The sequence below is a fragment of the Pedobacter petrophilus genome, assembly GCF_009674725.1.
Taxonomy (GTDB): Bacteria; Bacteroidota; Bacteroidia; order Sphingobacteriales; family Sphingobacteriaceae; genus Pedobacter; species Pedobacter petrophilus.
The window spans coordinates 1-12,457 of sequence record NZ_WKKH01000035.1 but is presented as its reverse complement, the minus strand read 5'-3'; the positions used below and the strand labels follow the sequence as shown (position 1 = coordinate 12,457).

Annotated in this window: 6 protein-coding genes and 1 pseudogene; all 7 read right to left on the bottom strand. The window is 41.7% G+C overall.

The window, feature by feature from the left end; genetic code table 11:
- Positions 1–704: 704 nt before the first annotated feature.
- The 7 genes and pseudogenes from GJU39_RS17780 to GJU39_RS17750 all read right to left on the bottom strand — a co-directional run bounded on the left by GJU39_RS17780 (position 705) and on the right by GJU39_RS17750 (position 11,253).
- A complete protein-coding gene (locus tag GJU39_RS17780) occupies positions 705–2,135 on the bottom strand; it encodes a DUF6055 domain-containing protein (protein WP_154282347.1) in 1,431 nt (476 codons plus the stop codon).
- 87 nt (positions 2,136–2,222) lie between these two features.
- Positions 2,223–3,176: a hypothetical protein gene (locus tag GJU39_RS17775; RefSeq protein ID WP_154282346.1), complete on the bottom strand. Its 954-nt coding sequence runs from the start codon at positions 3,174–3,176 to the stop codon at positions 2,223–2,225.
- A gap of 24 nt (positions 3,177–3,200) precedes the next feature.
- Positions 3,201–3,872, bottom strand: coding sequence for a hypothetical protein (locus GJU39_RS17770; protein WP_154282345.1), 672 nt, complete (start codon positions 3,870–3,872; stop codon positions 3,201–3,203).
- The gene (locus GJU39_RS17765; protein WP_154282344.1) at positions 3,873–5,342 is read right to left on the bottom strand and encodes a RagB/SusD family nutrient uptake outer membrane protein; all 1,470 of its coding nucleotides are present in this window, start codon (positions 5,340–5,342) and stop codon (positions 3,873–3,875) included. It abuts the gene before it with no gap.
- Between the two features lie 10 nt (positions 5,343–5,352).
- Positions 5,353–7,452 (bottom strand): annotated as a pseudogene (locus GJU39_RS17760) (SusC/RagA family TonB-linked outer membrane protein); the annotation flags it as partial.
- Positions 7,453–7,467: 15 nt separating this feature from the next.
- Positions 7,468–8,496 carry a TonB-dependent receptor plug domain-containing protein gene (locus GJU39_RS17755; RefSeq protein WP_154282342.1) on the bottom strand — a complete coding sequence of 343 codons (1,029 nt, stop codon included), beginning with the start codon at positions 8,494–8,496 and terminating at the stop codon, positions 7,468–7,470.
- A 357-nt stretch (positions 8,497–8,853) separates the two neighbouring features.
- Entirely contained in the window at positions 8,854–11,253 is a 2,400-nt protein-coding gene (locus tag GJU39_RS17750) for a glycoside hydrolase family 127 protein (protein WP_154282341.1), read from the bottom strand.
- Between the last annotated feature and the right edge of the window lie 1,204 nt (positions 11,254–12,457).

Sequence of the window (12,457 nt, the reverse complement as noted above, 5' to 3'; positions counted from 1 at the left end):
TATCATAGCTATAAAATTTTTATGCCATAATCTCAATATATTTTCAAAGGCAACTTCATCACTTGATTTTAGTGCTTTAAGGAATTTGACATCTTGTCCGTAAAAGTAAATTTGCCATATCAACAGAATATTAAAATTTTGTTAAATGTGTAGTAGTAAGAGTAGAAGATTTTACCGAATAAGAATACATAATTACATATTTACACCTACTATGCTATGTATTATAAGTATTATGTTAATAGATCTTTAAAAGCTGGGAGTGCGGGCCATCAAATAAAAGGTTATCGCAGAGGCGCGAAGCAGTCTTTATCAGGATAGATTGCTTCGTCGGCAGAAGGAGCCTTCTCGCAATGACGGAAGTATTAAAGAAAAGATGAATTAACCACCCCGCCCTGGGGGCACCCCTCCTTAAAAAAGGAGGGGAGTAGCGAGTGCCACATAAATGGGCGTCATTTGTGCGGCACAAAGAAATCTTTATCAGGATAGATCGCTTCGTCGGCAGAAGGAGGCTTCTCGCAATGACGGAAGTATTAAAGAAAAGATGAATTTAACCACCCCGCCCTGGGGGCACCCCTCCTTAAAAAAAGGAGGGGAGTAGCGAGTGCTATAAAAACCGCGATAGCTTGAAAACACTGTCAAGGCTTAATAGCAACAACGTTAAAAATTACTCTTAAAGCTGGTATGCGGATAAAATAGTTGATTAACTACAACAGCGTCGTTCCTGTAAGTCTGATTTTATACGGCCATTGTTCATCATTCTCCTCTTTTCCATCTGTAATGTGCTCCCAATGGGTAGCAGGCGCGCCACTCACCACCAACCATAAATACTGCGTTTCTTTAGGCATAACGAAGTCGACAGCGCCATCTTGATAGGCATGAATCTGCCCATAAACACGTTCGCCATTTTGCTTCACTGCCAGGAAACTGTATCGCCAGCCGGCATCTGCAACATTTATTTTTCTAAAACCGTCACCTCCTGCCAGGCCTTTAAACTCCAGTTTGATTCTTGTTTTCCCGGCAGGTACTTTGAGTTGAATACCATTATAGCCATAATTCTGCGGACAGTTACCTGCCAAAACCTGAAACCAGCCGTCTGCCTTCGCCTCTAAAAGTGTTCGATGTTGATTGGCATAAGACCTTTCCGTTTTTTTTGCCTGATCCAAATCCCAGGTTATAAATTTTGCCGCAGCCTGGTGCATTTCGTCATTAAATTTGCTTTGACTGGTATTTGTAATTCTCTTGTAGGTCATCACCGGATCTTCACCCTTAACGGCTTGTTGCCATAATTTGCCGATAAATTTTAAACCATGCTTGTTCGACCAATACTCCAGTACATAAGGTGAATGATATTGATTGGTTTCATGCAGAAAAGCATAATGTGTTTTCTTTAAATAATCTTGCAGGTGATAGTTTTCAAATGTCATCCATTCCGGATAAACGTGCCAAAGCATATATTGAGAAGTCATTTCAAAAATGGGTTGCCCGTGGCTTCCTTCCGCAGCAGAGGTAAACGCCCAGGCACCATCAGCATGAACCAGGTATTGAAAAGAGTGACCGATTTCATGCGCCAATGCACCGTATGGTGCTTTTGTGATCCGGGCGAGGGGAGTCCAGACAATACCCACTTTTTTATCTTCGCCGCCACCGAAAGCGGTGTTTTCTTTGCCTTTAAATACGAATGCCAGCAGCTTGTATCGATCGGTAACCGAACGGCCCTTATTTACGAAGCCCAAACTATCGACATAAAAGTTATAGAATCTATTACATTCTTTTAAAATTTGCTTCAAATCCAACCGGACAGATGAATCCGTGTTTTTGGAAAGATCAGTGCCGAATTCCTTCGACCAATAAATGGCGACATCATTGGACTCGACCATTCTTTTGTTGCTAAACTCACTGCTGTCATTTGTAAAATCATTCCCTTTGGGTACCATCCATATATTTTCCGGAAGGTAGCGCTGCTTATCAACAGGCGCCCGGTTCGGTTTTGTCTTTGCGTTTTTAACCTGAAAACTGCTGCAGGCCGACATTGCCAAACATGCAAATAGGAGCATTGACAAGATCACACGCGGAAGAAAGCCTAATGCCTGTTTTTTTCTATGCCAGGAGGTAATGTTTACTGCAAAATGTATCATATTGTGGAACGCGGTCGGAGATGTAAAAATCAATAAAAAACCCAGCATCGGTATCATCCGATCTGGGCTTCAAAACTAAACTAACTATTATGGCTTTTTGGTAATGGCAGGAATTTGAATCGTTAATGTGTAACTGCCAGCTGATAGTGCTTTAAAACCGAAGAATACCGGATTCACATTTCTGTTTTCTACCGTAAACCTCCCCGGAATTCTATAGTAATTACCTGTTCCATTATTGCCATCTTTGATTGGGAAACCGTTAGGGAGGTCGATAAAATCCCATTCCATGGCAGTAGTAGTCCTAACCAATGGGAAATAAGGATTCATTTGGGAGAAATTACCCCGGTCTCCTCTGGTAACTACCTGTCCGGCGGATGGATTGAAGGCCGTTCCATTTTTATCTAAAAACACAAATCTGATTTTATTGGCTCCCTTGCTATCATAGGTAATGGTAACAGGTAAAGGGGTTTGGCCGCTAAAACCGGTTTCCGCATCAGGATCTGAAGTGGTGAAAAATGGCCCTGCATCTAAGGTAAAATTCGCTCTGGGAAGCAATTGAATTTTGCAGGCATTCATAATATCGCGGGTGCCTTTAACATTGGTTACCTGAACATCAATCACATAATTGCCAGTCGCTACATTCGCTGTAGCCTGCGAAAGGGTTATCCGCCCGCCTATTTCACTTATTTCTAATGGAAGAGCAGGTTTTAACACAATTTTCTGGTTCACCAGTGCCACTGTTGAATCGGCAGCGGTAATCTGTCCTAAAAATTGTTTAATGGTAAATTCTTTGAGCATATCCGGTGCAGGCTGGCCAGTGTCTGAATTTCTAACCGCCAGTAATTTAACTTTCACCGGGCCCGTAGTACCGTCTAGCTCAAGTGCTTTAGAATTAACCACATTGCCCTGCGTAGCGATGAGTGGATTAGGGCTATAGTACATATAATCACTGATAAAGCCAGGAGTTACTTTTTCGCAGCTAAACAAGATGCCTACCAAAGCCAATGCAGATAGAGATGAAATGATAAATCTTTTTTTCATGATTGTTTCTGTTGCCATTCTTAGTTAGAATCTGATGAATATATGGTTGTTGTTTAAAACATGTAACATGCCGCCAGAAGAGGGTTCTATCCCTGTGGTTTGGCACTGTGCCCGTAAATCTATGTTTGGATCGTTGGGCTCTGGTGTTGCATTTGGAGGGTCAAGACCACCCCTAACCTTGATGTAGAAGAGGTAATAGATCGGTGCCGACGACCAGGATTCGGCTGGTTTTGGTTGTAAAACACGCTGAATAGCCGTTTGTGTATTTGCAGCATTGGCCACAATTAACGGCTGCAGTGGTGCAGATGTTAATTCTATCCTTGATTTTGAGATGTAAAGGCGTAAAGAATCTGCCGTAATATTCTTATACATATCTTCCAGGGTGTACTTATTATTTTCATCAATCTTACGAACAGAATCCCGCTTCACCCTGATGTAATTATTGATCGAATAATTGGTTGGTGCAAAGAAGGTAGCCGCACCGTTTACTTCATTCTTCATGTTGTAGTGATCAATAACCATAATCAGCGTATCAAACAAATGGTATTTATGCTGTTTCAGGTAATCATAGGTGGTGAGTGGTGTTTTCGCCTCGCTAAGGCCACCATCGGTTAAGTATTCACTTTTTTTGCAACTGGTAAAATATGCCAGCCCCAGGCCGACTATTATAAAATAGAGGAGTTTATTTTTCATCATTTACATCTTTGAACTCCAGAAAGGAGTTTGAGTCAATTTTTTGTTAATGTTCATCAATGCCGGATCCAGCGGCCAGTAGTATTTACCCGCATCAAAATCGCTTTTATTCATTTTTTCAGCGCCAAATTTCATGATCCCTGTTTTTTTACCAAGCCTGACCAAATCGTAATAGCGGTGCCCTTCTAAAAAAAGTTCCCTTCCACGTTCATCGATTATCCCTTCAAATAAATTGGCATTTGTACCTGCCCAGGCGCCTAAGCCTGCGGTGGCGCGGACTTCGTTTAATGCAGTTCTGGCCTGGTCAAATTGATTTAAGGCGGCAAGTGCTTCTGCTTTGAGCAAAGCGATATCTGCAAGCCTGAAAATGATAATGTTGTTTCTGGATATGGCATTCACCACATTTTGCCCGTTCACATAAGTGATGTTCGAATACTTGATACAAATCGGATCGGTAGAATTGGTTAATGCAAAGGCCGTTGTAAATCGCTTATCAGTTGGTGTATCAAACAAGGTTGTTAAAGTGTTTGAGTTAAGCGTAAATATAGCAGTTCCGGTATTGGTAGTTAAATAGGGGCTTTTTAAAGTGTAGTAAGCAATGTTGAATGAGTTGCCTTCATTTTCATCACTTTGTGCGATTTCAAAAATCCCTTCACTGGATTTACCTTTGAAAATGTTTAGGTAGTTATCGCGGTCTACATACTGATAAAAGTTTTGACTGAGGATTTTATCGGCTGTTAAACTACAGTTTTGATAATCGCCTTGCCAGGCATAAATATGCGCCAATAGCGCTAAGGCGGCACCTTTATTTGCCCTGACTGCCCGGTTACTGGTATTGGCATAATCCCAGCTTAACAAGTTTATTGCCGTGTTTACATCGCTGATGCATTGTGCTAAAACTTCAGCAGCTTTTGTACGCGGTATATCTACAGCATCGAGCACATTAACAGATTCTACTACCAATGGTACATCACCCCAAATCCTGGTCATGTAGAAATAGTTAAAAGCCCTTAGAAAATAAGCTTCGCCCAACAGATTGTTTTTAGAGGTAGTGGAAGCAAATTTATCATCGCCAATAGTGGGGATAAATTTGATGCATCTGTTCGCCTGATCAATCGCACTGTAAAAGGTGTCATATCTTCTCATTTGCATCATTCTATCGCCCGTTTCTGCACTGCCAACCGGAATAGATAAGTCCATTCTGTTTATCTCACTAAATCTATTAGCGGTAGCTGCCGAAAATTCATCAGTAGGCAAATCGCCGTAAGCATAAAAACCAAGTCCATCAGCCTTATTTAATGTTTTTCTTAGCAATGCGTAGCCACCTGCAACAGCCTTATCGGCATCGCTTTCCTTTTTCCAGAATGTTAAATCGGTAGAAACGCTAATGGGTTCCTCATCTAAGAATTTTTTACATGAGGTGGCCATGCTTATTCCGATTGCACAGCATATATATATGGTAAGTTTTTTCATTGTAGTCAGGTTAAAATGTTAAATCAAAGCCGAAAGTGTACTTTTTAGGGATTGGATAATCATTCCCTCCAGAGTAGCCCGTTACATCTACAGCTTCCGGATCAGGGACGGTAGATCTTGACCAAACCTTCACATTATCCATCACCCCATAAAATCTAACCATACTTAAGCCGATTTTTTTTGTGAATTTCTGAGGCAACATATAGCCCAGTCTGATATTTTTTATTCTTAAGAAGCTAGCATCTTCAATGTAAGTGCTCTGGCCAATGTGCCATTTATCCACGTTGTTGGTAATCAGGCCAGGGTATTTTGCAATATCACCGGGTTTAGACCAAAAATCTGCCACATTGAAATTAGATGCCGGGCCTGAACGCGGGCCCCATAAGAAATAGGGATCAGAGGTGCCAGCATCCTGAAACTTGTCAGACAGGTATCCATTCCGCAAGCTGCGGCCGGAAACAAAGGTTAGCAATACGTCAAGAGAGAATCCTTTATAAGAAAAAGAATTTAGCATCCCGCCGGTAATATCCGGATTTGGATTCCCGTAAGATACATAATCGTTATAATCGATATTGTAGTCACCATTTTGATCCATTCTTGCCGGGTCACCAGCAGCGTATTGTGCACCACCAAAATTGGTAATTCTTTTACCTGTTTTTGGATCAATCGGAACATCGGCATCAGTAGCATAAATTTTGTTTACTTCCCATACTTTGAAAGTGAATAATGGCTCGCCTACACTCAGGGTTTGTTGTAGCCAGGGCGGGCCAAAGGTGAAATCTCTTCCACCGTTCGGCAGTTTGGTAATGTAATTATCGTTATAGGCAATGTTGAAATTAGTCGTCCATTGAAATTTTGAAGTAGGTGCTAAATTTCGGGTAGTCAGCGTAAATTCGATTCCGGTATTGCGTAAATCTACATAGTTGTTTGACGTTTGAGAATAACCAGTTGTTAAAGGCACGCCAACTTGAAATACCTTGCTTTTCGAATCTCGGACATAATAATCAGCTGTTAAGGTAATCCTGTCTTTTAATAAACCCAGATCTAAGCCCGCATTAAACTGAGGACTTCTTTCCCAACTGATAGAAGTAGAGGATGCTGCATTATAATAATCCGGATAGAGCACCTGCGTACCGTTATAGGTGGTTTGTGAGCCGTTTTGCCCGTTTCCCAGTACTGAGGTTGGGTAATTGGCATTTGCAATTAACGATTGATATTGTGCATAATATGCACCAGGGTCGTTCCCGGTGATCCCATAACTGGCCCTGAATTTTAGGTAAGAAACTACGTTTTTTACCGGCGTGAAGAAACTTTCTTCTGATGCATTCCAACCCAGAGAAACGGATGGAAAGGAGCCCCATCTGCTATCTGCACTATACCTGGATGATCCATCGGTACGGTACACTGCTTGCAGTAAATATTTCCCCTTATAATCATAAACAAAACTTCCCATCCAGGATAATCGCGAACGCTCCTGAATATCATTACTTACAAATAAATTAGGACCTGAAGCGATGCCGGTAACGGTTTTAACTGCATCATCATTGCCTATACTGGAGCTATATGTATTATTTAAAATATTTTTTTCCATCCCCTGAAGCAACACCACGTTAAAGTTATGTCCGCTTTTGAGTGATTTCGTATAGTTTAAGGTGTTTTCCAATTCCCAGCGATTGGTTTGATAAATATACCCTGTAGCTTCATTTTGTCCACTTCCACTTAATACGCTCGGTTTAAAGTAACTTCTTGTGTTGTTAGTGATGTTATACGAGATGGTACTTTTTAAGTTTAAACCTGGCAGGATGGTATATTGAGCCATGGTGTTTCCATTTAAACTGGTGGTTTTATCATCATCACGAAGTTCATCATACCGGCCACTATACAATTCTTGCTCCGTTGTGCCAATATTCCAGAAAGACGATGGGAAACCCCACGTAGTGAAAGGATATTTAGTTCTATCGGGATCGCCCAAGCCATGTTTCGCCTTGGTGAGGCCTACAAATAAATTGGTTTGAACCAATAATTTTTTGGTTGGGTTTACCTGAAAAAACAAGCTGGGGGTTATTCTGGTAATGTCATAACCTTTCATTACCCCTTCTTCATAATAGCGGTTAAAAGAGAACCGTTAAGAATACTTATCGGTTGCACCAGCAATACTGGCATCAACATTACTGATGTTTCCGGTCTGAAGAAAAAGACCCTGCCAATCGGTATTGTTATTGAATGCGCTGTTTAAACTATCGGTAAGCATCATGTTCAGATTTCTTAAGCGATCATATTGTGCATTGCCTCCGTAGAGTAAATCCATTTTTAACCTTCGTTCGGCTGCCCCGGTTTGAATAGGCTTTAGCGCCGGCTTATTGGCAATTCCGAAATAACTGGAAACCCTGATCTGCGGTGGCGCACCAACAATGGCACGCTTCGTTTTTACGATAATTACACCGTTTGCTGCACGTGCCCCATATACTGCCGAAGCAGATGCATCTTTCAAAACATCAACCGATTCTATATCATTGGGGTTAATGGCCTGGAGCGGACTGCTGCCGTACGCCGAACCGATATCATTTACATCGTAAATTACCCCGTCAATAACATATAATGGAGAACTGCTTTGATTAAAATTTACGTTGCTCGCACCGCGGATATTTACAATGTTGTTTCCCCCTGGTTCTCCGGAAGTACTTAAGATGGTTAAACCGGCAACCCTACCCTGCAACATGGCATCGAATGTTGAATAAGGCGTGTTTTCGAAATCTTTTCCTTTAACGGAAGAAATTGCACCTGCCGTATTTTTCCGCTGGATGTTCTGGTAGCCGATGGCCACCACTTCATCCAAAGCATTATCATCTTCGGCTAACGTTACCTTAATACTTGTTTTCCCCGTTGATGAAATTTCTCTGGTTTTATAGCCTACAATGCTAACGGTGAGTATTGGCGATCCTTCTTTCAGTGTAAGGGAGAATGCTCCATTATTATCAGATGATGTTCCGTTTGTGGTGCCTTTTTGTTTAATGGAAGCCCCGGGTATGGGCTCATTTTTACCATCGGTTACCGTACCGGTAATTCTGGTTTGTGCCAGGGTAATAAAGGGCAGCAAAAAAAGGAGCATGATGCCGAGTAACTTACCTCGCTTCAAAGTAAAGTTCAAATTCATTAGCTTGTTGGTTAGTTTAAGTGTTGGGTTAACGTTTATAAATTTACCGTTGTAATGACTTTTTAATGACGAATATTTTACCTGATTAGCATCGTTTTTTAACCTATCTGCAATAAAAAACAGCAAAATCTGTTAATGGAAAATTTTTGCGTGAAGAGTGTTATAGCTTCTTAGCTGAAGTTTGAAATAATATCAGTCAAATGGTGCCTGATTTTTTATTAGTAAATTGATTATTAATAAGTTGGTTTTTTAAATGCGTATTTTTTTTAAGCAGTATTTTTGTGCTTAAAATGAAAAGCTTCCGATCACATGATGTGAAAACGGAAGCTTTTTTAAGAAAAAACAGCTTAATATCTATTATTTAACAGCCCACTCATGTACGCCGGTTGCGTGCTCTTTTGGAAGTTGAATTTCCATTCGGAGCGCGGTAGTGTTTACCGGTTTAAATTTTAAGGTATTGAATTTATCTTTGCTGATTTGGTAAGGAGCAGTTTCTTCAACCGGTAACCATTGATCTCCTTTTTTATACAACAATTTGTATGAAACCGGAATCCTGCATCCGCCCCACGGGCTATCATCATACCAGTAAATTTTAGATTCGCTCACCGTTTGAGCGGAATCAAAATCGTACTGAATAAATTCTTTGGTATCTTTTGCCGGCCACCAGTGCAGGTATGGGAAATTGGTGTCTTTAGAATCGGCTGGTTCATACTGATCTTTAATGGCAGAGAACATTCGCTTATTTTTCAGAGATGCAGATACGGTGCTTTTGCTGGCAATGGTTGGCGCAGGTTTTGGCCTGGCGGCCGATTGTTCATAGGGAATCCAAACGGTCATTTCACTTGGTCCGCGGTTAGCCCAGGCATAATAAGGAATGGCTTTTACATTTTGATTTACCACCAAAAGGCTGTCGCTATTTAATTGTCTTTTGGTACTTTGGCCAGCAATATTGATTACGCCAACACCATTTAAAAGGTTAGCATCGTATTGCGCAGTGGCAATGGCATTTTTATCAACCATAATGTTCTGCACCAGGCTATCTTTGTTATCAGGCCCTTCCAGGCAATACACCATCGGACCACGTTCCAAAACAAAACGGGATAAATCATCTTTCACACTTTTGTTTGCAATTACCTTATCCGTTTCCATTGGGAGGCTCAGCGAAACCAGGTCGCCTTTTTTCCATTTTCTGGTCAACACAGCATAACCCTTATCAGTGATGAAAGTAGTGGCCTTTCCATTAATCGAAATCGTAACCGGAAGGGTTTTCTTATCTAAAAAGGCATATAAATCGCCTGGAGAAGCTTCCTGATTTGCCCAGCCCGGAATCCTGATTTTTAAAGTGAAATCTGCCGTTTTCTCCGGATTGATTCCAATCGCTACCTCACCTTTCCAGGGGTATTCTGTGGTTTGCGTAATTTCTACATTCGTAGCATCGAGGGCAATTTTGCTCGTATTGCCCATAAATAAATTAACATAAAGATTGTTTTTATCCTGCGCGTACACGTAACCAGGTAAGGAAGGTAAAAATCTGGCCATATTGCTGATGCAGCAGGCACAACTAATCCAGGCGCTGCGCTGGTGTTGAAACATCGAGGCCAAAGGATTGGGATAGAAAAAACGATCGCCGCTTAAAGAAACGCCAGACAATAAACCATTGTATAAAGTTCTTTCCAGTACATCAATATATTTAGAATCGCCATGCAGTAAAAACATCCTTTCATTCCAGTAAACATTCCCAATGGCTGCACAGGTTTCTGCATAGGCAGACATATTTGGCAGTTGATAAGCTTCACCGAAAGCCTCGCCAGCGCCGGTTGCGCCGATTCCACCGGTAATGTAAAGTTTTTTGTCGACTACATCTCCCCAGATATCATCAATCGCGGTAAGGTATTTTGTATCGCCGGTCAGCGCTGCAATATCTGCCATTCCGGTATACATATAAGCGGCCCGAACCGCATGGCCAACGGCCTGGTGCTGATCAATCACTTTTTTATCTGCCTGGTTGTATGCATCGCCTTTCGGTCCGCGAACATCTAGAAAGAACTTGGCCAGGTCCAGGTATTTTTTATTGGCCGTAACGCGGTACATTTTAGAAAGGCCAATTTCTACAATCTGGTGGCCGGGATATTCTTCAATTTTACCGGGACCAAAAGTTTTAACCAAAAGGTCGGCATTTTTAATGGCAATGTTTAACAGGGATTTCTTACCCGTTGCTTGATAATGGGCAACCGCGGCTTCGTAAAGGTGACCGGCATTATACAGCTCGTGACTTAAAATTTCTTCTTTTTCCCAACGTTTAGATCCGATCCATTCATGAGGTTGTTTCGCATTTACCGTTCTGAAGGTAAATAGATAACCATCTGGTTCCTGTGCATCTCCAATAATGGTGATGAGGGTATCGATATATGCTTCCAGCTTCGGGTTCGCTTTATTTTGAATGGAGTAAGATGCACCTTCTATCGCCTTGTAAACATCGGTGTCATCAAACGGGAATTCGCTCATTTTGTCGCCACTTAATTTTTTGCCTGCACGTAAAAAATTGTCCATCCGGCCATTGGCTTTGCATTGCGCAATTACATAGGGAATGGTTACGTTGGCATTCACCTCCATTTTTGGCTGCCAGAAATGATCGTGTACATGCACTTTGGTAAAGGCAACAGGTTGAATAGGATAGTCTTTTTGCTGTGCAGACAGCGTTGTTGCAATTGCGGTAAGGCCGGTAATAAAAACTGTTAATCTTTTTATTTTTTTCATGAATAGAATGCGTTTGTGTACTACTTTTTCCAAGTGTTAATCTTTACCCGCTTCAAAAATCTAATAAACGATGATCTGATCTGCAGCAGTTTTTTCTAAAAAGAACTGGTGATGTAATTGGTTTAAGACTATTTGGTTCGGGTTTATTCAGTAGTTAACTGATGATACTAAATTAGCGGTAATGAGTGGTTGTAGGTTGATGGTATTTTGCAAGTGTTAGCCGTATTTTAACTTATTTGGTTCCAATACAGATGATTTAACGGTGGGTTAAAGCGGTCGTCTTCTTGAACTTGATTCAGAACCTAAATTTTTTCTTTTTCGGGACAAGGTGCCGCGAGGCGGATCAGAGCTTTTGTATAAAACTATGAGGGGAACTCCCCTCCTAATTTAGGAGGGGCGGGGGTGGTTAGTTTCTAAATAAAAATCTTTTTTCCTCCCTTCATTTATCGGCTGGTGTCATCACCTGCCGAAAAATTTCCCGCTGCGCTGGCTTGCCTCGGCTGGCCGCCGAAGGGCTATCTTCTTTTTCTTGACAAAAAGAAGCAAAACTCAAGGCTTGGAACTGATGTCGGATAAATTCGTTAAAGCTTTGTTTCGGCAGCACAAGCACCCGATGAAGAATCGGGAGAGGACGCGCTGCCTTGGGTTGTGGGGGGTTGAAAGATTGTGGGAGAAGCTTTAAACGTTTTCTCCTTCCATCATTTCCCAGGCCGGGTAGCAGGGAGGTGATAGCGGGATGCCATCAATAAGTCGTCCTTGCGAACTGAAGCGGAGGTTGAGCGAGGGCGTGAAGCAATCTATCATGTTGTGGCTTATCAATCATTTTCCCGCTGCGCCGGCTTGCCTCGGCTGGCCGCCGAAGGGCCCTTACTTTTTTGCTTGATCAAAAAAGTAACAAAACCGAGCTTTTCTGCGAGCTCATGAATGCCTGTAAAAACATGAACAACTTATGAATAAAATCAAGGCTTGGAACTGATGTCGGATAAATTCGTTAAAGCTTAATTTCGGCAGCACAAGCACCCGATGAAGAATCGGGAGAGGACGCGCTGCCTTGGGTTGTGGGGGGTGAAAGATTGTGGGAGAAGCTTTAAACGTTTTCTCCTTCCATCATTTCCGAGGCCTGTGGCCAATGTCATTAAGTTAAGGATTTTTATATTGCATCTTTTTGATTTTTAGTTACTTTAGGTTTCACTCTGGCTCTGAA

Excerpts from the sequence above, each read along its gene's own strand:
- GJU39_RS17780 (WP_154282347.1), bottom strand. The coding sequence starts at position 2,135 with ATGATACATTTTGCAGTAAACATTACCTCCTGGCATAGAAAAAAACAG.
- GJU39_RS17775 (WP_154282346.1), bottom strand. The coding sequence starts at position 3,176 with ATGAAAAAAAGATTTATCATTTCATCTCTATCTGCATTGGCTTTGGTA.
- GJU39_RS17770 (WP_154282345.1), bottom strand. The coding sequence starts at position 3,872 with ATGATGAAAAATAAACTCCTCTATTTTATAATAGTCGGCCTGGGGCTG.
- GJU39_RS17765 (WP_154282344.1), bottom strand. The coding sequence starts at position 5,342 with ATGAAAAAACTTACCATATATATATGCTGTGCAATCGGAATAAGCATG.
- GJU39_RS17755 (WP_154282342.1), bottom strand. The coding sequence starts at position 8,496 with ATGAATTTGAACTTTACTTTGAAGCGAGGTAAGTTACTCGGCATCATG.
- GJU39_RS17750 (WP_154282341.1), bottom strand. The coding sequence starts at position 11,253 with ATGAAAAAAATAAAAAGATTAACAGTTTTTATTACCGGCCTTACCGCA.